The sequence below is a fragment of the Pseudomonas sp. FGI182 genome (assembly GCF_000511325.1).
GTDB classification, from domain to species: domain Bacteria; phylum Pseudomonadota; class Gammaproteobacteria; order Pseudomonadales; family Pseudomonadaceae; genus Aquipseudomonas; species Aquipseudomonas putida_Z.
On the sequence record NZ_CP007012.1, the window covers coordinates 1191813 to 1212875 of the forward strand.

Here is a 21063-nt window from a genome sequence, read left to right on the forward strand (position 1 = left end):
GCCGCTCCTACAGGGACCGCGCCAGTCCCTGTGGGAGATTCTATGGTTGTGGGCAATGCTTTTTGCCCCCTTTGCTCATGTATTCGCCTTGAGTCTTCATCAAGGCGAATGCAATTCTGGCCAGCTTTCGGGACAGGATGACAAGGGCCTGAGTGGTTGCCTTACCTGTATTCCGATAATGTTCATACACCTCTTTCCACGCAGCTGTCTTGCTAGCCGCCATGGCTGCATTGTGCAGTAGCCGGCGCACTTCTGAGCAGCCTCGCTTGGTTAAGCATCGGCGTCCGGATTTCTGGCCTGATTCGGCAACTTTCAGATCCATGCCTAGAAAAGCGATGAATGAATCGCTGCGCTTGAAGTCGCCGCGGATGAAGGCGGTGACTAAAGCGACGGCAGTCAGAAAACCAATGCCTTCAACTGCCTGGCAGCGGGCAACCTGCTCGCTCAGCCCCGCTTCTCTAACCAGCGTCTTCAAACGCTTTTGAATCAGCAGATCAAGCGATTCAAAGTGTTTGGCGAAGCTATTGAAGGCGTCCTTGAGGGACGCTTCGTTACCCCAACTCTGGGTCAGACTGGTGCGCGCTGACACCAGTGCTGCTCGGCGTCGGAGAAGGCTCTGAAGCTTGCTGTAGACGGCTGGAGGGGGTGACCAAGGACGAAGCAAGCTGCCCTCACGATCCAGGAAACGGGCTAGCAGGCAGGCATCAGATGCATCAGTTTTGGCACGCCCGCCAATCCCTTTTCGGTAGTTGCTGAGTTGGTACCCATCAACGACATAGACTGCAAAACCCTTTTCGTAAGCCATCTCCACCAGGTCCAGGTGATAAACGTTGGTGGCTTCAACACAGATAGCCGTATTGGCTGGCTGAAGTGCCAGCCACTTGCGGATCTCAGGCTTTGTATTTTTCAACGAGTGTTGTTGAGCGGTTTCCTCGCAATAGCTGACCAGTTCGACCTTGGCGACATCGACGCCAATGATGAACTTCTCTACTCGCATTGCCATCGCCTGAACTCCCACGGTATGGTTTTTGGGCTCGGAGGGGTTTCACCAAGAGGCGCTGGCTTGCTTCTATCGTCGCTTGCAAACGATGCATTCTTTATCGGCGCTTTGGTGAAGGGGTGGGGCGAGTTCTCCCACGGTCTGTACTGCTGTGAACAGTCAGATTCGGCTTTTTCGTCCCACCACCCCTTCGAGTATCACCATACAAGCGGCTTTAGCCGCGAAAGGGTCGGAACAGGCAAAAGAAAGCCCCGCTTCGATCGCGGGGCTTGTCAGTTCAGCTAGCCAGCCTTACTGCTGTACCTGGCTCACCGAGCGTGGTGCTACCGGCTGGTTGTCGTTGGAGATGGTCACCTCCACCCGACGGTTCTGCGCACGCCCCGAATTGCTCGAGTTGTCCGCTACCGGGTACTCCTTGCCATAGCCCTGGGCGACGATGCGCGCCGGGTCGACGCCGGCACGTACCAGTGCCATGCGCACGCTGTTGGCGCGGCGCTCCGACAGGCCCTGGTTGTAGTTGGCCGAGCCGACGCTGTCGGTGTAACCCTCGACGATCACCTTGCGTTCCGGGTTTTCCTGGAGGAACTGCGCCAGTTTGGTGACGTTCGGGTAGGCGTTGCTCTTGAGTTCGGCCTTGTTGAAGTCGAACAGCACGTCACCGAAGGTGACCAGCGTGCCGCGGTCGGTCTGCTTGGCGTTGAGGCTGTCCTGCAGCTTGGCGATCTGAGCGTCGCGGGCGTCCAGCTTGGCCTGGGCGCGCTGGGCCGAGGCGTTCTTCAGTTCGCCTTCGGCAGTGCGCAGGGCGATGGTCTGCTTGGCCACCTCGACGCGCTGGTTGGTCAGGTAGGCCAACTGGTCGACCTTCTTCTCGTCTTCACGGTCCATGTAGGCCTTGTCGGCCTTGTTCAGCCAGTCCTGGGCGTCCTTGGTCTCCAGCGCGGCAACCTTGCTCGATTGCGGGTCGCTCTGCAGCGAGGAGAAGTTGGTGCGGGCCGATTCGAGGTTGGCGTTAGGGTCGTGCGAGCAGGCAGCAAGGCCGACGCTCAGGGCCAGCAGGGCGGGAATCATGACGTAGTTGCGCATAGTGTTCATCCTTTGATCGTGTGCGAAGGCCGAGGTGGGCGGGGCAGGGCTCACTGAGCGCTGCGCAGGCCTTCCTCACGTACGTCCTGAACGCCCTGGCGGGCATCCTGCACGGCCTTCTGGGCCTTGGCCGCCTGGGCCTTGCGTTCGGCGAGGCGGGCGTCCCACTCGGCCTGTTCGGCCAGGCGCCTGGCGTCGTCGTACTTCTTGTCATGCATGGCGATCTCGGCCTGCTTGAACTTGTCCTGTGCCGCTTTCATTTCCACGGCGGCGAACTCGGTGCCGCCAGCGCTGACGGCCGAGTTCACGGCGGACTGGGTGACTGCATACTGCTCGGTGGGCGGGTTGCCCGCACAGCCGGCCAGGACCAGGCTGCTGCCCAGGGCCAGCGCTGCCAGCTTGAACCCGCGCACATGAGTGGATGAGGGTTTGTAGATGCGGGTGTTCTTGGTGGTCAGTTCCATTGGATCACTCCTGTTTACGACGTTGTCCGTAGCAGTCCATCGCTCGTTCCCTGACACGTGCACGCGCTTCAGCTCAACGGTGCACAACGGCAGGTGTGCAGGGTTTTAGCGTGATGGCTATTGGCTGTGACTGGCGCGTTTTTCGGATAGTTCAGAAAAATTTGATCATGTTTGGGGTTTGTGGCGCCTGGGAGATCGAGCGCCGCCCGCGCGGCGCTTCGCAGCGCAAGGCTGCTCCTACATTTGTTTCGGGCCAATTATTCCTGTGAGGTCTGTGCGCGAACGCTTTGGCGCATGGCTCGATATTGCGTTGTACGAAAAAGGCGGTCGCGTGCACTGGCACAGGCGTTACCGGCTCGAAACAGATGTAGGAGCAGCCTTGCGCTGCGAAGCGCCGCGCGGGCGGCGCTCGATCTCCCGGGCGCTACAAAACTCATGACCTACACCTTCGCTATTCGCTATCGGCCCCAGGGTTGCTCAGGGCGTGCAAATGCTGTCGCGAAAGTGACAGAAAGCGCGGAGTAGGGCCGATGTCCTCGTACAGCGGGTCGCCTTCCTCGTCGGTGGCGATGACCTGACGGCCTTGCACATAGGGGAAGCTGGCTTCCAGTTCCTCGAGGGCTGCCGCGACCAGCTCACCGAGCAGTTCCTCGGCGGTGCGCTTGGGGTACATGTCGATCAGCGCGGCCAGGCGCGCTTCGGACTCAAGGTCCAGATGCAGGACATGGCCCGTGGGGCTGAGGGTACCGGCGGCATTCTGTTCCCAGTGCTGGGCGAGTTCACGGATTTTCATGATGACCTCTGTTGACGCCTGAAACGGCTGCAATGCATGGGAGTGTCGTGCTTTCACTTTAGTTTGCTTTGGCCGATCACGGCTTGCCATCGGCGCCTGGCTGTGGGCACTCTTGGGGCGAACACCGCGCACCCCTGTGGGAGCGGGTTCACCCGCGAACACCGGCGCAGCCGGTGCCAGGCACCGCGCTGGATGCTTCGCGGGTGAACCCGCTCCCACAGGGGCTCGCGTAAAGGCTGAAAAGGGATGCAATGCGCCAGAGCCGCGCCGGAGAGAGGGCCAATGACCGATATCGATGTGCGTTTGCGTGAAGATGTCCATGTGTTGGGTGAGCTGCTCGGCGATACCATTCGCCAGCAGCATGGCGAGGCGTTCCTGCAGAAGATCGAAGACATCCGCCACAGTGCCAAGGCCGACCGCCGCGTTGCCGGCGAGCAACTGAGCTCGACCCTGGCGGACCTGGCCGATGAAGACTTGCTGCCCGTGGCCAGGGCCTTCAACCAGTTCCTCAACCTGGCCAACATGGCTGAGCAGTACCAGTTGATCCGCCGCCGCGACGCCGACCAGCCCGAGCCGTTCGAGGCCCAGGTGCTGCCCGAGCTGCTGGCGCGCCTGAAGCAGGCCGGGCACAGCAATGATGCCCTGGCCCGGCAATTGGCCAAGCTCGACATCCAGCTGGTGCTCACTGCGCACCCCACCGAAGTGGCCCGCCGCACCCTGATCCAGAAGTACGACGCCATCGCCGGCCAACTGGCTGCCCAGGACCACCGCGACCTGACCCCGGGCGAACGCCAGCAGGTGCGCGAGCGCCTGCGCCGGCTGATCGCCGAGGCCTGGCACACCGAAGAAATCCGCCGCACCCGACCGACGCCGGTGGACGAAGCCAAGTGGGGCTTCGCGGTGATCGAGCATTCGCTGTGGCACGCCATCCCCAGCCACTTGCGCAAGGTCGACAAGGCCCTGCTGGAGGCTACCGGCCTGCGCCTGCCGCTGGAGGCGGCGCCGATCCGCTTCGCCTCGTGGATGGGCGGTGACCGTGATGGCAACCCCAACGTGACCGCAGCGGTCACCCGCGAAGTCCTGCTGCTGGCGCGCTGGATGGCCGCCGACCTGTTCCTGCGCGACATCGATGCACTGGCTTCCGAGTTGTCCATGCAGCAGGCCAACGACGCCCTGCGCGAGCGGGTCGGCGACAGCGCCGAACCCTACCGCTCCCTGCTCAAGCAACTGCGCGATCGCCTGCGGGCGACGCGTGCCTGGGCGCATTCGGCATTGACCAGCAGCCAGCCGGCCAGCGCCGAGGTGCTGGTGGACAACCGCGACCTGATCGCGCCGCTGGAGCTGTGCTACCAGTCCCTGCACGCCTGCGGCATGGGTGTGATCGCCGAAGGCCCGTTGCTCGACTGCCTGCGCCGCGCCGTGACCTTCGGCCTGTTCCTGGGCCGCCTGGACGTGCGCCAGGACGCCGCCCGCCACCGTGATGCGTTGAGCGAGATTACCGACTACCTGGGCCTGGGGCGCTATGCCGACTGGGATGAAGAGCAGCGCATCGAGTTCCTCCAGGCCGAGCTGAAAAACCGCCGGCCACTGCTGCCCGCGCACTTCAAGCCGCAGGCCGATACCGCCGAGGTACTGGCCACCTGCCGGGAAATTGCCGCTGCGCCGGCCGCCTCGCTGGGCTCTTACGTCATCTCCATGGCCGGTGCTGCCTCGGATGTGCTGGCGGTGCAGCTGCTGTTGAAGGAGGCCGGCCTGACTCGCCCCATGCGCGTGGTGCCGCTGTTCGAGACCCTGGCCGACCTCGACAATGCCGGCCCGGTGATGCAGCGCCTGCTCGGCCTGCCAGGCTACCGCGCCAACCTGCGCGGCCCGCAGGAAGTGATGATCGGCTATTCCGACTCGGCCAAGGATGCCGGTACCACGGCAGCGGCCTGGGCGCAGTACCGGGCCCAGGAAAACCTGGTGCGTATCTGCGCCGAGCACCAGGTCGAGTTGCTGCTGTTCCACGGCCGTGGCGGCACGGTAGGCCGCGGCGGTGGCCCGGCCCACGCGGCGATCCTGTCGCAGCCACCGGGTTCGGTGGCCGGGCGCTTCCGCACTACCGAGCAGGGCGAGATGATCCGCTTCAAGTTCGGCTTGCCGGGCATCGCCGAGCAGAACCTGAACCTGTACCTGGCCGCCGTGCTCGAAGCCACCTTGTTGCCACCGCCACCACCGCAGCCGGCCTGGCGCGAGGTGATGGACCAACTGGCCGCCGATGGCGTCAAGGCCTACCGCGGCGTGGTGCGGGAGCACCCCGATTTTGTCGAGTACTTCCGCCAGTCCACCCCGGAGCAGGAACTGGGGCGCCTGCCGCTGGGCAGCCGCCCGGCCAAGCGCCGCGCCGGTGGCATCGAAAGCCTGCGGGCCATTCCGTGGATCTTCGGCTGGACCCAGACCCGTCTGATGCTGCCGGCCTGGCTTGGCTGGGAAACGGCATTGAACAATGCCCTGGCCCGTGGCCAGGGTGAACTGCTGGCGCAGATGCGCGAGCAATGGCCGTTCTTCCGCACCCGCATCGACATGCTCGAGATGGTGCTGGCCAAGGCCGATGCGCAGATCGCCGAGGCCTACGACGAACGTCTAGTGCAACCGCACCTGCTGCCTTTGGGTGCGCACCTGCGCGACCTATTGTCGCAGTCGTGCCAGGTGGTACTGGGCCTTACCGGGCAGCCGGTGCTACTGGCGCACAGCCCCGAGACGCTGGAATTCATCAGCCTGCGCAATACCTACCTGGACCCGTTGCACCGCCTGCAGGCCGAGTTGCTGGCCCGCTCGCGCAGCCGCGAAGCCGCTCTGGACAGCCCGTTGGAGCAGGCCTTGCTGGTGACTGTGGCGGGTATTGCAGCCGGCCTGCGCAACACCGGCTGAGGGTAGGCCCGGGGCGCACAGGGCAGGTGCCGTGCGGGGGATGCAAGTGGGCGAAGAGGGTGGTTGCGCCGGGCGCAACCGCCTGCCAGGCCAGCCGTAGGTGGCGCATTCCTGCAACTTTGGGACGCTTGTCTGGCTGCCGGGCGCTGTGTATCTTGAGCAGCCTTCTGACCGATTTATGGTCATACCCGATTTTCCGGACTTGGCCCTGGTCGCCGAATCCATTGAATTTCATAAAAAAATTTGAGGAGCACGAGATGCGCGTAATTCTGCTGGGAGCTCCCGGGGCCGGTAAAGGTACTCAGGCAAAGTTCATCACCGAAAAGTTCGGTATCCCCCAGATTTCCACCGGTGACATGCTGCGTGCCGCCGTCAAGGCCGGTACCCCGCTGGGCCTGGAACTGAAGAAAGTCATGGATGCCGGCCAGCTGGTCTCCGACGAGTTGATCATCAGCCTGGTCAAGGAGCGCATCGCCCAGCCTGATTGCGCCAAGGGCTGCCTGTTCGACGGCTTCCCACGTACCATTCCGCAAGCCGAAGCCATGGTAGCTGCCGGTGTCGACATCGACGCCGTGGTGGAAATCGCCGTGGACGACGAGGAAATCGTCGGCCGCATGGCTGGCCGCCGCGTGCACCTGGCCTCGGGCCGCACCTACCACATTCAGTACAACCCGCCGAAAGTGGAAGGCAAGGACGACGAGACGGGTGAAGACCTGATCCAGCGTGATGACGACAAGGAAGAAACCGTTCGCCATCGCCTGTCGGTCTACCACAGCCAGACCAAGCCGCTGGTGGACTTCTACCAGAAGCTGTCCGCCGCCAATGCCGGCAAGCCGAAGTACAGCCACATCGAAGGCGTCGGCTCGGTCGAAGCCATCACCGCCAAGGTCCTGGCAGCCCTGAGCTGATCCAGCGCCCGACGCACCTCGACAACGGCCCGCTTGCGGGCCGTTGTCGTTTGTGGCCCTGTTGCCACATGCGATCCCTGTAGGAGCGGCCTTGTGTCGCGATGGGGCGCGCAGCGGCCCCAAAAACTCAGCTTCGCCGCGAAAATTGCAGGGGCCGCTTTGCGGCCCATCGCGACACAAGGCCGCTCCTACAGGGACCGCGCCAGCCGAGCGGGCAATGGCCGTACGGCTGCCCCTTCGGGACACAACGCCGCCGCTGCTCTATACTGCCGCTCTTTTCCCCCTAGTACCTGGATACCCGTTCGATGACCACCCTCCTGGCCCTGGATACCGCCACCGAAGCCTGTTCCGTCGCACTGCTGCATGACGGCAAGGTAACCAGCCATTACGAGGTGATCCCGCGCATGCATGCCCAGAAGCTGCTGCCGATGATCAAGCAGCTGCTGGCCGAGTCCGGCGTGGCGCTGAATGCGCTGGATGCCATCGCCTTTGGCCGTGGCCCGGGCGCGTTCACCGGCGTGCGCATTGCCATCGGTGTGGTCCAGGGCCTGGCCTTCGCCCTGGAGCGCCCGGTTTTGCCGGTGTCCAACCTGGCCGCACTGGCCCAGGGCGCGCTGCGCGAGCACGGCGTGCAGCAAGTGGCGGCCGCCATTGATGCGCGCATGGATGAAGTGTATTGGGGCTGCTACCAGGCCACCGAAGGCGAAATGCGCCTGGTCGGCCAAGAGGCAGTGCTGCCGCCCGAGCAGGTGGCGCTGCCGGCGGGCAGCGCTGGCGAGTGGTTCGGTGCCGGTACCGGTTGGGGCTATGCCGAGCGCCTGGCGGTGCAGGTGGCAGCCAGCAATGCCAGTGCCTTGCCCAACGCCCTGGACATTCTCAGCCTGGCCAGCTTTGCCTGGGCACGCGGCGAGGCGATCGCTGCCGAACAGGCGCAACCGGTCTACCTGCGCGATAATGTAGCGACACCCAAGAAGCGCTGAGTGTTGTTCGTCGGTTATCGCCGATGACACTAAAACCTTTTGCGCGATCTGTGGTCCAGTTATCACTCGAGCATTAGCGATGGAACCCTGATGCTGCTAAATTGCCATCATTGGTTCTGAGTGCTCATGCCATGCGTATCGACGGTTTCTCATCGCAGTCCTACCCGATCAAGCGCACCCCACGCAAGGCAGCGGTGCGTGACGAGGCCATCGATGATGCCGAGGTGATCGAGGAGGTCGAAACCGCCCCTCAGGAAGCCACCGCCCGCCGTCGCAGCGGTGGCCTGCCAGCCCGCCAGCAGGACATGATCTTCCCCCGCGCCCGTGACCGCCGCACCGCTACCGCATTGGCCAGCTACCTGAGCACCGCCGGTTTTACCGACTGGGACATGGAAGTACTGGGGCTCGACCTGTACATTTAGTGGATGAGTCCATCACCACTGCCTTATTTTCTCGGTTGCCCGTCCTGGAGCGAAAACGCCTGGCGCGACTACCTGTATCCCGCCGATGCCAACAGCAGTGAAATGCTCGGCTACTACAGCCAGGTGTTCAACGCCGTCGAGGGCAATACCACTTTCTACGCACGTCCCGCACCCGGCACCATTGCGCGCTGGGCGCAGATCATGCCCGAACACTTCCGCTTCACTGCCAAGTTCCCCCGGGACATCAGCCATGAAGGCGACCTGCGCGATCAGCTGGAACCGGCCTTTGACTTCACCCGCCTGATGGCCCCGCTGGGCCAGCGCGTAGCGCCGTACTGGCTACAGTTGCCGGCCCAGTTCAGCCCCGCACGGCTGGGCGAGCTTTGCCACTTCCTTGACGAAGTCGGAGTGCCGGTGGCCGTGGAGGTGCGCAACCAGGCCTTCTTCGCCAAGGGTGAAGAAGAGCGGTTGCTCAACCGCCTGCTGCATGAGCGTGGCGTGGAACGTATCTGCCTCGACCCGCGTGCCTTGTTCAGCTGCACCTCCCGTGACTCCGCCGTGCTGCATGCGCAGGCGAAGAAGCCCAAGGTACCGCCACGCCCGGCAGCCTTCAGCCAGCACCCGCAGGTGCGCTTCATCGGCCACCCACAGCTGGAGGCCAACGAGGCCTTTCTTACCCCCTGGGTGGACAAGGTCGCCGCCTGGATCGAGGAAGGCCGCAACCCCTACATCTTCCTGCACACCTCGGACAACCGCCTGGCAGCGGCATTGGCCCAGCGCTTTCACCAACGCCTGATGCAGCGCCTGCCGGGCCTTGCCGCGTTGCCGGAATTGCCGCGCACCCCCGAGGTCGAACAACTGGGGCTACTCTGACCTTTCCCTGACTGCCGGAGGTTGAACCATGGATGTGCAAACCCTGCGAGCCGAAGCCTTCAAGGCCCTGCACGAGCGTGACAGCGCCTTCGTCATCCCCAACCCGTGGGATGCCGGCTCGGCCAAGTTGCTGGCCAGCCTGGGCTTCGAGGCGCTGGCCACCACCAGTGCAGGCCTGGCTTTCAGCCTGGGCCGTCCGGACGCCGAAGGCGCCTTGAGCCTGGACGATACCCTCGATAATGCTGGCGAGATTGTCGACGCTACCCCCTTGCCGGTGGCCGCTGATCTGGAGAACGGCTTTGGCGACCTGCCCGAAGATTGCGCCCAGACCATTCTGCGGGCCGCCGAAGTCGGCTTGGTGGGTGGCTCTATCGAGGATGCCAGTGGTCACAGCGATACGCCGATCTATGATTTCGGGCTGGCAGTAGAGCGTGTGCGCGCAGCCGTGCAGGCCGCACGCAGTTTGCCGTTCCCGTTCACCCTGTGCGCCCGGGCAGAGAACCTGCTGCACGGGCGCATGGACCTGGACGACACCATCCTGCGCCTGCAGGCCTATGCCGAGGCCGGTGCTGATGTGCTCTACGCGCCCGGGCTGCGTACTGTCGAGGAAATCCGCGCGGTGGTGCAGGCCGTCGCGCCACGGCCGGTGAATGTGCTGATGGGCATGGCGGGCGTGCCGCTGAGCGTCAACCAGTTGCAGGACCTGGGTGTACGCCGCATCAGCGTCGGCTCGTCGCTTGCCCGTGCCGCGTTGGGGGCCTTCCACCGGGCCGCGCTGGAGATTCGCGATGAGGGCACCTTCGGCTACGGTGAGCAGGCGCTGCCGTTCGCCCAACTCAACGACCTGTTCCGCCGCTGATGAGGGCCGTGCTGGCGTTGCTGGCCGGCCTGTCGTTGCTTGCGGGGCTGGCCTGGCACCTGGGTTGGCGGCTGCCCGCCGCGTGGAACCCGTGGGCGCCGCTGGACGTGCGTCAGCCCCCCAACCTGCTGACCCCCTACAAGCTGTCCCGCCTTCGTGATGACCCGATGCTGTGTCGCCTGGCACTTCAAACCAGCCAGCTGCGCTACCGGGCACAAGCCGACAGTTCGACTGCTGCCGACTGCCCATTGCGGAACGTATGGCGTATCGACGGTGGTCAGGCGCGGCTCGGCGGCAGCTTCCTGGCCAGTTGTCCGTTGGCAGTGGCGTATGCACTGTTCGAAAACCATGGCCTGCAGCCTGTGGCGCAACGGGTGTTGGGACAGCCGGTGGCTCAGGTCGACCACCTGGGCAGTTTTGCCTGCCGCAATGTCTACCACCGCAAGCAGGGCCGGCTGAGCCAGCACGCCACGGCCGATGCCCTGGACATCAGTGGCTTTCGCCTGCGGGACGGCCAGCGCATCGTCCTTGCGCGGGACTGGCAGGCGGGCGGGCAGAAAGCGGAATTCCTTCGTCAGGTGCAGCAGGCGGCCTGTGACAGCTTCAGCACGGTACTGGGGCCGGACTACAACGCTGCACACCACAACCACTTTCATGTGGACATGGGCCGCTGGCAGATCTGTCGTTGAGCGTGGGCGCGTTCAGGCGTGGGCGCGCACGTTGTTCAGCACCACCGGGCGTGCCCAGTGGATGTCGAACTCCAGGTCGGTCTGCTGCTTGGCCAGGGTGGCGTCATCGAACGGTTCGGGCGCCGGGTCCAGCAGGTTGGTCTCGAACTCGGCGATCGGCAGGAACAGCGAGCGCGGGGTAGGGCCGGGGCCGGGTTCGGCAATCGGGTGACCTTGGCTCATCACTACCGGGCGTAGCCAGCTGTTGCTGATGTCGAGCTGGCGCTGTTGCTCGATCAACTCGACTGCGCTGAACGGCTCGGGGGCGGGCGGCAGCAGGTTGGCTTCGAGTTCTGCCTTGGGCAGGAACAGTGGCTCGGGCGGTGCCACCTCGGTGTCGTGTACCGGGCAGGCACGCTGGGCGTCGATCAGGGCCAGCGCACGGGCGCCGCCGATCGGCTCGCCGCTGCTCTGGTCGTATTGCACGAACGACTGGCTGACGCTGTCTACCGGCTCTTCCTGCTGCTCGGCCATGGCCCGGGCAAAGAAATCCTGCCACAGGTGGCTGACGCCCCCGAGTGCCTGGGTGTTGTGCTGACTGTAGTTGCCGACAGGCGACAGGTAGGTCAAGCCGATGGGAAGAGTATCTGACATGGCAGTCGCGCGCGTTGTGCTCTGGCAGAATAGCGGGATATTGCCTGTATCGGCCGAAGTAGCCGATACATTAACGGCTGGGTTCAATTTCTAGGTGTGAATGATGGAAGAGCAGGGCACAGGTATCCGGGTCGAGGCGCTGTCGGCTGAATTCGAGGCGCAAGCTGCTGCGTGGGCACAGCGCCTTGAGTTGCCGCTGCAGGACGATGCTGCCGGGTTTGCCGTGCAGGTGGGCGTTGATGGCTTGCAGATCCAGCAATTGGGCCCGCAGGCCCCGGGGCCGGTGCGGGTCGACTTCGTCGAAGGCCAGGCCGCGCACCGGCGCATGTTCGGTGGTGGCAACGGGCAGATGATCGCCAAGGCGGTGGGCATTGCCCAAGGCGTGCGTCCGCAGGTGCTGGATGCCACTGCCGGGCTGGGCAAGGACGCGTTCGTGCTGGCCAGCCTGGGCTGCCAGATGACCCTGATCGAACGCCAGCCGCTGATTGCCGCGTTGCTGGAGGATGGCCTGGCGCGGGCGCGGTCGGATGAAGAGGTGGGGCCGATCGTGGGGCGCATGCGCCTGCTGACCGGCAACGCCATCGAGCGCATGCGCGCCTGGGAAGGCGAGGCGCCACAGGTGATCTACCTCGACCCGATGTTCCCGCACCGGGACAAGAGTGCGCTGGTGAAGAAGGAAATGCGTGTGTTCCGCCCATTGGTCGGTGATGACCTGGATGCCCCGGCCCTGCTCGAAGCTGCCCTGGCGCTGGCCAGCCACCGGGTGGTGGTGAAGCGGCCGCGCAAGGCGCCGATCATCGACGGGCCGAAGCCGAGCCACAGCCTGGAGGGCAAGTCGAGCCGGTACGACATTTACCCGAAGAAGGCCCTCAAGGCCTGATTTGGCTATGCCTGTTCGGGCCTCTTCGCGGGTAAACCCGCTCCCACAGGTGCTGTACAAACTTCAAGATCACATCGACCCTGTGGGAGCGGGTTTACCCGGGAAGAGGCCCGCACAGACAGCCTGATATCAGGGCTGGAATGCCCGGAGGAACACCCCTACCACCTCGCGCACATGCGCCTCGGCCTCATCCCCCTCCAGCGGCCCCGCGCACCCAAGCAGCAACCGGTAATCCGGTGCGCCCTTGACCAAGCAGAAGAAGTGCTCCGCCGCACGCAGCGGGTTGTCGATGCGCAGCAGCCCGCGCTCGTGCGCCCCGCGCAGCAAAGCTTCCATCCCCGCCAGCACGCGCTTGGGCCCGGCTTCGTAGAAGTACTCGCCAAAGCTCGGGTCCAGGCTGCCCTGGGCCATGATCAGGCGGCTGAGCTTGACCGCTTCATCGCTGCTGATCAGCGCCTGGAAGCCACGGGCAATGGTCAGCAGCACCTCTTCCACCGGCGCCCCCTCGGGGTACTCGAACAGCAGGTCGGGTAACTGGATCTGGCAGGTTGCCATGACCGCCGAGCAGAACAGCGTCTGCTTGTCGGTGAAGTGGCTGTATACGGTGAGCTTTGAAACACCTGCCGCCGCAGCGACCGCATCCATGCTGGTGTTGGCGTAGCCAAGGCTGAGGAACAGGGCCTTGGCTGCTTCGAGAATCGCCTCGCGTTTGGCCAGATCCTTGGGCCGGCCCGGGCCGATGGGGGCGTCGTTGGACATTGTGGTCTGCATCTGGTTGAAGAAACACCATCTTAACGGGTCAGGCGCCATCCGGCTAAAGCCTGCGGGCAAAACCTGCTGTTTGTCAGCGAAAAGCTGATCGACAGTGAGGTAGGAGATCGAGTGCAACAAAAGCCCAACGCATGGCGAAAAATTGACGGGATCGTTTTAGCGTTCGTAAGTTCGCACCATTCGTCGTTTATTTGACTTTTCGTCTGGTGCAGAAATGCGCCCAGGGGAAGGGGCGACAGGTCCAAGTCCTTGATTTTCAGGCCCGGGGCGCGGTAAGTGAGGCGCCGATCCACATGCGCCTCGAGGCGCTGCCTTACGGCGCAAGGGCCTGTCAGTACGCACGCTGACCTAGACTCCGCTGAAGGGCCTGTAGGAAAAGGCTTACAAGGGGAGGACATGGACCGTTTTTCATGGGAGGCAAGAAGATGATGCCGGACCCTATAAAAATGATACGCGTGATGCTGATCGATTGTCGGCCTCTGGTGCTGCTGGGGCTTCACGATCTGATAAATGCCAGAAAGCCCCGTATGGAAGTGAGTGGCCAGGCCACCACCTATACCCATGCGCTGGATCTTGCCGACCAGTTGCGGCCCGATGTCATTTTCTTCAGCTTTTTTCCAGATGCGCTGGACCCGCTCGAGGTAGTTGCCGAGCTCGCGCGCACTGGCGGAATGAAAGTGCTGGTGCTCAAGGGGGTGTACGAGACCGTCCCTGTTGCACGGGCCATCGAGGCGGGCGCGCTTGGCATCGTGCTGGCCGAGGATTCAACGGAGTCGATTATCCAGGCCATCATCAAAGTCCACCATTGCGACATCGGCCTGGACAGAGCCTGGGTCAGTGGGCTTTCCGGTTATGCCTCGGCCAGGCATATACCGTTCAGGTGCAATCCGGCGCAGGCGAAGCATGCACGGCTGACGTTGCGCGAGCGGGAACTCGTTCGCGCCATCGTTGGTGACCCGTCTGCCAAGTACCTGTGCATTGCCGGGCGCCTGGGTATCAGCGAGCACACCGTGCACAATCACCTCAGCAGCATCTATCAGAAGCTCAACCTCACCAACCGCATCGACTTGCTCATGTATGCGGTGCGGCACGGACTCACCGGTGGCGAAGAGCCGCCTGCGTCCACATTGGGGGAGATGGACTGAATACCCAGTGGCCAGGGCCTTTGGGGGCGAAGCTTGTAAGTATCCTGCAAAAGAACACGCTACGAAGGTGATGCCAGTCAGTTAGCGTCAATGGGGCCGCAAAGCGGCCCCAAATCGCTTAACTGACTGGCATTACGCTGCGAGGGTGGTTTCCAAGCCACCCTCGCAGCTTTTCACGCACGCAATGTTTCAGGCGCTGCCATTGAAGATGTCGTTGTTGTCGATGTGGACCCCGACCAGAGTGATGGTCGTCGTCTGCCCGCCGGATTCGGCAATGGTCACGATGCTGTCTGCGCCGGTGTTGTCGATCGACTGGACGACGGCATTCGGATCGCCATTGAGCACCAGCGTGTCTCGTTGCCCCGCGCCGGCATCGAACCCGCTGACCTGATAGAGGAGCTCATCGGTCGACAGGTCGATGTTGAAGGCATCGCGCTCGCCGGTCGTGCCAACCAGGGTGAAGTCGAACGGCGCGTTGTCCGGTTCGTTGGCGAACAGGTTGGCGTCGAACGTGCTACTCGCGGAGTCGCCATCTTTGTCCGTCAGCGTCGCACTGAACTGCAATTTGACGTCGCTGGCCAGGTTCTCGGTTTCCTTGATGAACTCGATCACCGGGATCTTGATGTCGCCTCGCCCCATCGTCAGTTGAACGGCGTCGATCAGCGCCGAGCCTTCCTTCTGTACCAGGAAGGACACCTGACCACCTGCCTCTGGTGTCAGGGTATTCACCTCGGTCAGGTTCGACGTCGTCCCATCCGCGTAGTAGATCCGGTAGTACAGGTCCTCGGTCGCGGTGTTGTAGCCCGCTACGGAGTTGTCGATGAAGATCTTCATGCCCGTCAACAGGGTCTCCGGGTTGATCACGAAGCTCTCATCGGCGGCGCTGATCGCTGCCAGGTTGTCGCCCTGGAGCAGGTTGTTGGCGACGCCGATGCCGGACGTGCTGACGTTCATGGCCGCAGGGTCGATGTACGACGGCAGGGGATTGGTCTGTAGCGAAGCTTCGGTCGGGTCGGGGGCCCCGAGGCCTATGCCGGTGAAGATGTCTGCCGTCGAGGCGAGTGCTTTGGCGGAGAAGAACACGATCTCCTCGGATGCCGATGGAATGGTCGGGTCATTCGTTTTAGGGATCAGCAAGGTGCGCACAGCGTCCGGGCCGCCGGCATCGAGCGAGCCGTCGGCACTGCTGAACGTGGTGACCGAACTGAAGCCTTGCACCAGGTCCAGTGTATAGCTGCCATTGGCAAAGGCCGTCAGCGTGTAGTCGATCGTGGTGTTGGCCGTTGTGGCGTTATTGTCGAAGTCCCCGGTCAAGGTGCCGGTGAAGTGGAACGCACCATTGGCGTCGGGCGAAGGCGACGTCTCGGTGAGTGTGCCGGTGCCGGTCGTGGTGGTGTTGTCTGGCCTGACCAGGGTGAACTGGCCACCCACCAGCGAAATGTCCAGACCGGTCGTTCCCAAGCCGTCAGCGCCGATCGAACTGTTCCAGAACCCATATTGCGGCAGGATACTCCCGGTTCCGATCAGGTTGCCGAAGGCAAGTGTGGGTCCATCATCGTGGAACACCAGGTTCTGCCCGATGTTCAGGGTGGCCTGGGCGCTGTCGCCGTCCTTGTCGGTCTTGGTCGCGGTCAAGGTCACCAGGTTGTCGGCGGTCAGGGTCTTCGAATCATCGGGGTTGCTGGCGTCGGGGTGCACGATGGCGCGAAGCTGGTCGAGGGTAACGGAACCGTTGCTGGCGACGCTGACGGTGAACACCAGGTGGTTGCCGACGGCCGAACGGCCTTCCACCACAGTGCCGTTGAGCGACAGGTTGACTGCCGAGCCGGTAGCCGTGTCGGTCAGGCCGGAAGCGCCCACGGCCACGCCCAAGGCGTAGGTGAGCGTACCGGCACCATCGTTGCCGAAGGCCGAGGTGAAGTTGGCGGCGAAGCTTTGGGTAGCGTCGGTCGTCAGGTCCGTTTCATCGACGGTCAGGACGGGTTCCGTGCCGGTGGTGCTGATGCTTGGGCCGTCATCCTTGAACACCAGGTTCTGGCCGATGTTGAGGGTGGCCTGGGCGCTGTCGCCATCCCCGTCGGTCTTGGTCGCGGTCAAGGTCACCAGGTTGTCGAAGGCCAGGGTCTGCGAGTCATCGGGGTTATTGGTGTCGGGGTGCACGACGGCGCGGAGCTGGTCGAGGGTGACCTCGCCGTTGCTGGCGACGCTGACGGTGAACACCAGGTGATTGCCGACGGCCGAACGGCCTTCCACCACGGCGCCATTGAGCGACAGGTTGACTGCCGAGCCGGTGGCCGTGTCGGTCAGGCCGGAGGCGCCCACGACCACGCCCAAGGCGTAGGTGAGCGTACCGGCACCATCGTTGCCGAAGGCCGAGGTGAAGTTGGCGGCGAAACTTTGGGTGGCGTCGGTCGTCAGGTCCGTTTCATCGACGGTCAGGACTGGTTCCGTGCCGGTGGTGCTGATGCTCGGGCCGTCATCCTTGAACACCAGGTTCTGCCCGATGTTCAGGGTAGCCTGGGCGCTGTCGCCGTCCTTGTCGGTCTTGGTCGCGGTCAAGGTCACCAGGTTGTCGGAGGTCAGAGTCTTCGAGTCATCGGGGTTGTTGGTGTCGGGATGCACGATGGCGCGGAGCTGGTCGAGGGTAACGGAACCGTTGCTGGCGACGCTGACGGTGAACACCAGGAGGTTGGTAGTGGCCGTGCGGCCTTCCACCACGGTGCCGTTGAGCGACAGGTTTACCACCTCGCCGGTGGCCGTGTCGGTCAGGCCGGAAGCGCCTGCCACCACGCCCAAGGCGTAGGTGAGCGTACCGGCACCATCGGCGCCGAAGGCCGAGGTGAAGTTGGCGGCAAAGCTTTGCGTGGCGTTGGTCGTCAGGTCCGTTTCATCGACGGTGAGGACCGGTTCCGTGCCGGTGGTGCTGATGCTCGGGCCGTCATCCTTGAATACCAGGTTCTGGCCGATGTTGAGGATGGCCTGGGCGCTGTCGCCGTCCTTGTCGGTCTTGGTCGCGGTCAAGGTCACCAGGTTGTCGGCGGTCAGGGTCTTCGAGTCATCGGGGTTGTTGGTGTCGGGATGCACGATGGCGCGGAGCTGGTCGAGGGTAACGGAACCGTTGCTGGCGACGCTGACGGTGAACACCAGGAGGTTGGTAGTGGCCGTGCGGCCTTCCACCACGGTGCCGTTGAGCGACAGGTTTACCACCTCGCCGGTGGCCGTGTCGGTCAGGCCGGAAGCGCCGGCCACCACGCCCAGGGCGTAGGTGAGCGTACCGGCGCCATCGGCGCCGAAGGCCGAGGTGAAGTTGGCGGCGAAGCTTTGCGTGGCATTGGTCGTCAGGTCCGTTTCATCGACGGTCAGGACCGGTTCAGTGCCGGTGGTACTGATGCTCGGGCCGTCATCCTTGAATACCAGGTTCTGGCCGATGTTGAGTGTGGCCTGTGCGCTGTCGCCGTCCTTGTCGGTCTTGGTCGCGGTCAGGGTCACCAGGTTGTCGGCGGTCAGGGTCTTCGAGTCATCGGGGTTGTTGGTGTCGGGATGCACGATGGCGCGAAGCTGGTCGAGGGTGACTTCGCCGTTGCTGGCGACGCTGACGGTGAACACCAGTAGGTTGGTGGTGGCCGTGCGGCCTTCCACCACGGTGCCGTTGAGCGACAGGTTGACTGCCTCGCCGGTGGCCGTGTCGGTCAGGCCGGAGGCGCCTGCCACCACGCCCAGGGCGTAGGTGAGCGTACCGGCACCATCGGCGCCGAAGGCCGAGGTGAAGTTGGCGGCAAAGCTTTGCGTGGCATTGGTCGTCAGGTCCGTTTCATCGACGGTGAGGACCGGTTCCGTGCCGGTGGTGCTGATGCTCGGGCCGTCATCCTTGAATACCAGGTTCTGGCCGATGTTGAGGGTGGCTTGGGCGCTGTCGCCGTCCTTGTCGGTCTTGGTCGCGGTCAAGGTCACCAGGTTGTCGGCGGTCAGGGCCTTCGAGTCATCGGGGTTGTTGGTGTCGGGATGCACGATGGCGCGAAGCTGGTCGAGGGTAACGGAACCGTTGCTGGCGACGCTGACGGTGAACACCAGAAGGTTGGTGGTGGCCGTGCGGCCTTCCACCACGGTGCCATTGAGCGACAGGTTGACCGCCTCGCCGGTGGCCGTGTCGGTCAGGCCGGAAGCGCCTGCCACCACGCCCAGGGCGTAGGTGAGCGTACCGGCACCATCGGCGCCGAAGGCCGAGGTGAAGTTGGCGGCAAAGCTTTGCGTGGCATTGGTCGTCAGGTCCGTTTCATCGACGGTGAGGACCGGTTCCGTGCCGGTGGTGCTGATGCTCGGGCCGTCATCCTTGAATACCAGGTTCTGGCCGATGTTGAGGGTGGCCTGGGCGCTGTCGCCGTCCTTGTCGGTCTTGGTCGCGGTCAAGGTCACCAGGTTGTCGGCGGTCAGGGTCTTCGAGTCATCGGGGTTGTTGGTGTCGGGATGCACGATGGCGCGAAGCTGGTCGAGGGTAACGGAACCGTTGCTGGCGACGCTGACGGTGAACACCAGAAGGTTGGTGGTGGCCGTGCGGCCTTCCACCACGGTGCCATTGAGCGACAGGTTGACCGCCTCGCCGGTGGCCGTGTCGGTCAGGCCGGAAGCGCCGGCCACCACGCCCAGGGCGTAGGTGAGCGTACCGGCACCATCGGCGCCGAAGGCCGAGGTGAAGTTGGCGGCGAAGCTCTGCGTGGCGTCGGTCGCCAGGATTGTTTCATCGACAGTCAGGACCGGTTCCGTACCCGTGGTGCTGATACTGGGGCCGTCGTCCTCGAAGCTCATCTTGGAGCCGATTTCGGCGGTTGCGGTAGAAACCTGGCGTAGCATGAAACCGCCGATATCGAAGTCGGCATGTTCATTGCCTTTGGCGTCGACGGCGGCCCCATTCTCGACGAGTACACGGTTGTGATCCTGTGTGGTGGTGTACTCGATCTTCTGGCCGGCTTTGATGCCGGTGAGGGTGGCGACGCCGGAAGCAAAGCTGATGACGATGCTCGGGTCATTCACCGACCCGTTTGAGTTCTCGATCACCTGGCCAGTGGCGATATTGATGACGCGAACGTTGGTGATCGCCACCGTGGCATCGTTGGCGTAGCCATTGACGAAATTCACGCCAGGTTCAGCGGCGGTGCTGAAGGCGCTGAGCCTGACCACGGCGCTCTTGCCGCTTTGCAACTGCACGACATCGAACGTGGCCGACCTTGCATTGAACACTGCGGTGAAGTCGACGTTAGCTTCGATATCCGCTTCGTTCTGGTCCAGGTTGGGAATGGTCACATTCTGCCGGGCGCCGGTGACGAAGGTAAAACGGACCCCTTCCTGTTCCACGATCATCTGGTTGTTGGTGCCGAAGGTGGTCGGGCCGCCCGCCTGGCTGGTATTGATCGTATCGCCCGTGGTGATGTTGGCACCGCTCGACTGGTCGGCCGGGTCCTTGCCGGTGGCGATGATCGTCGGGTCGGTGATGCGCAGGATGCCGCCATCATTGACGACGGTCGGGTTCGCGGTGGTGAACATCAGGAACAGGTTCTGGCCGGAGGGCGCGTTGGCCAGGCTGAATGCCAGATCCTGGCTGGTGCCGATGAACACCTTGTTCAGCAGATTGAGCGTGTCGTCGGGGTTGCTCGTGTCCGGATGCTTCAGCGGCTGGTATTCCACCGTCCAGATCTTGCCGCCGCTGACGGGCGATCCGGTTTCTTCGATATAGCCCGCGAAGATGATCGCGCCTGTTGGCCCGCCAGCCCGGCCCAGCAAGATGTTGTTGTTGGTATCGGTGTAGAGCAGGATGTCGACGCCATCGAGGGTATCCAGCCCGCTGTCCAAGCCATTGAGAGGCGCGCCAGCGCTGTCGGTGAAGCTGATGTCGGTGATGCTGCCTCCCGGTACCGGGGTGATGCTGAACGCATTGCTCCCGGTGTTGCCGACGGCGCCGGTATAGCCGCTCAAGGCGGCACCTGCCGGGGTACCGGCCCCCAGTGTGGTCAAGCGGGTCGAGAAGGCGGAGGGCAGGGACGCCACCAGGATGTCGTTGTCGTCGGCATCCGAGGCCGGGGTTGTTGTGGCTATGCCGTTCTGCAACGCGGCCGTTTCGTCCAGCGTCACGCTCACACCGGTCGCGGTGATGATCGACGCGCTGTCTGTGAACGACGCCGTGGCCATCACGTCGTCAGCGCTGCCGAACACTTGGTCGGCACCCGCGGCGGTCGCGCTGAGCAGGAAGGTGGCGCCCGCCGAGTCGTCGGGGTTGACGTACCACGAGGTGGTGATGCTGCCGTTGACCTGGCCGTCGAGATCGTCAGCTCCGCCGTCGGTCACGTACCAGGGGGTGTGACCTTCGCCGGAGCTGGTGGCGAGCACATCGTCGGGGGTGCCCCACAGCTTGTCCGCACCGGCGTCCGTGACATGGTCCACCTCGAATGCGACCGTGCTGCCCGCCGCAAAGCCGCTGGCCGTGATGGTGGCAGTGCTGCCAGGGCTGTAGTCGCTCAGGTCGGTGGTAACGGTTGGTGAGGAGATGGGGGGTAGGTCGTCGCCGGAGGGGCTGCTGTGTTTGTCCGTTGGCGAGGCGTTCTTCTTGCGAATAGTCATGGCTCTCTCCCAGGCACTGCCGGTTGTCGAGGCCAGATCGCAGG

16 protein-coding genes are annotated in these 21063 nt (G+C 63.7%); 9 read left to right on the forward strand and 7 right to left on the reverse strand.

Annotation, left to right across the window (positions count from 1 at the left end):
- Positions 1-40: 40 nt before the first annotated feature.
- The 4 genes from C163_RS05410 to C163_RS05425 all read right to left on the reverse strand — a co-directional run bounded on the left by C163_RS05410 (position 41) and on the right by C163_RS05425 (position 3340).
- The gene (locus C163_RS05410) at positions 41-1003 is read right to left on the reverse strand and encodes an IS110 family transposase (RefSeq protein WP_025337484.1); all 963 of its coding nucleotides are present in this window, start codon (positions 1001-1003) and stop codon (positions 41-43) included.
- Between the two features lie 288 nt (positions 1004-1291).
- Complete coding sequence (locus tag C163_RS05415; RefSeq protein ID WP_025337942.1) at positions 1292-2083, reverse strand: OmpA family protein; 792 nt, start codon at positions 2081-2083, stop codon at positions 1292-1294.
- 50 nt (positions 2084-2133) lie between these two features.
- Entirely contained in the window at positions 2134-2547 is a 414-nt protein-coding gene (locus tag C163_RS05420; RefSeq protein ID WP_003258911.1) for a DUF4398 domain-containing protein, read from the reverse strand.
- Positions 2548-2998: 451 nt separating this feature from the next.
- Positions 2999-3340 (reverse strand): pilin assembly protein, encoded by a 342-nt coding sequence (locus C163_RS05425; protein WP_025337943.1) that lies wholly within the window; start codon positions 3338-3340, stop codon positions 2999-3001.
- A gap of 282 nt (positions 3341-3622) precedes the next feature.
- On the opposite strand from C163_RS05425, the gene ppc reads away from it, so the two are divergent.
- From ppc to C163_RS05460, 7 genes are all read left to right on the forward strand, one after another.
- A complete protein-coding gene (gene ppc, locus C163_RS05430) occupies positions 3623-6250 on the forward strand; it encodes a phosphoenolpyruvate carboxylase (RefSeq protein WP_025337944.1) in 2628 nt (875 codons plus the stop codon).
- A 257-nt stretch (positions 6251-6507) separates the two neighbouring features.
- The gene (gene adk / locus C163_RS05435) at positions 6508-7158 is read left to right on the forward strand and encodes an adenylate kinase (RefSeq protein ID WP_003259830.1); all 651 of its coding nucleotides are present in this window, start codon (positions 6508-6510) and stop codon (positions 7156-7158) included.
- A 305-nt stretch (positions 7159-7463) separates the two neighbouring features.
- Complete coding sequence (gene tsaB, locus C163_RS05440; RefSeq protein ID WP_025337945.1) at positions 7464-8138, forward strand: tRNA (adenosine(37)-N6)-threonylcarbamoyltransferase complex dimerization subunit type 1 TsaB; 675 nt, start codon at positions 7464-7466, stop codon at positions 8136-8138.
- Between the two features lie 131 nt (positions 8139-8269).
- Positions 8270-8560, forward strand: coding sequence for a hypothetical protein (locus tag C163_RS05445; RefSeq protein WP_025337946.1), 291 nt, complete (start codon positions 8270-8272; stop codon positions 8558-8560).
- A gap of 3 nt (positions 8561-8563) precedes the next feature.
- Positions 8564-9433, forward strand: a complete 870-nt coding sequence (locus C163_RS05450) for a DUF72 domain-containing protein (RefSeq protein ID WP_025337947.1) — start codon at positions 8564-8566, stop codon at positions 9431-9433.
- 28 nt (positions 9434-9461) lie between these two features.
- Positions 9462-10292 carry an oxaloacetate decarboxylase gene (locus C163_RS05455; RefSeq protein WP_025337948.1) on the forward strand — a complete coding sequence of 277 codons (831 nt, stop codon included), beginning with the start codon at positions 9462-9464 and terminating at the stop codon, positions 10290-10292.
- Positions 10292-10981, forward strand: coding sequence for an extensin family protein (locus tag C163_RS05460; protein WP_025337949.1), 690 nt, complete (start codon positions 10292-10294; stop codon positions 10979-10981). The genes C163_RS05455 and C163_RS05460 overlap by 1 nt, the downstream gene beginning before the upstream one ends.
- Before the next feature lie 12 nt (positions 10982-10993).
- Here C163_RS05460 and C163_RS05465 read toward each other — a convergent pair whose 3' ends face one another.
- Positions 10994-11614 carry a hypothetical protein gene (locus tag C163_RS05465; RefSeq protein WP_025337950.1) on the reverse strand — a complete coding sequence of 207 codons (621 nt, stop codon included), beginning with the start codon at positions 11612-11614 and terminating at the stop codon, positions 10994-10996.
- A gap of 103 nt (positions 11615-11717) precedes the next feature.
- On the opposite strand from C163_RS05465, the gene C163_RS05470 reads away from it, so the two are divergent.
- Positions 11718-12494 carry a class I SAM-dependent methyltransferase gene (locus C163_RS05470; protein ID WP_025337951.1) on the forward strand — a complete coding sequence of 259 codons (777 nt, stop codon included), beginning with the start codon at positions 11718-11720 and terminating at the stop codon, positions 12492-12494.
- A 129-nt stretch (positions 12495-12623) separates the two neighbouring features.
- Here C163_RS05470 and C163_RS05475 read toward each other — a convergent pair whose 3' ends face one another.
- Positions 12624-13265 carry a TetR/AcrR family transcriptional regulator gene (locus C163_RS05475; protein WP_025337952.1) on the reverse strand — a complete coding sequence of 214 codons (642 nt, stop codon included), beginning with the start codon at positions 13263-13265 and terminating at the stop codon, positions 12624-12626.
- A gap of 428 nt (positions 13266-13693) precedes the next feature.
- Here C163_RS05475 and C163_RS05480 point away from each other — a divergent pair, with 428 nt between their 5' ends.
- Positions 13694-14410 (forward strand): LuxR C-terminal-related transcriptional regulator, encoded by a 717-nt coding sequence (locus tag C163_RS05480; RefSeq protein WP_025337953.1) that lies wholly within the window; start codon positions 13694-13696, stop codon positions 14408-14410.
- 189 nt (positions 14411-14599) lie between these two features.
- Here the strand turns inward: C163_RS05480 and C163_RS05485 are convergent, their stop codons facing one another.
- Positions 14600-21019 carry a DUF5801 repeats-in-toxin domain-containing protein gene (locus tag C163_RS05485; RefSeq protein WP_025337954.1) on the reverse strand — a complete coding sequence of 2140 codons (6420 nt, stop codon included), beginning with the start codon at positions 21017-21019 and terminating at the stop codon, positions 14600-14602.
- Positions 21020-21063: the final 44 nt, after the last annotated feature.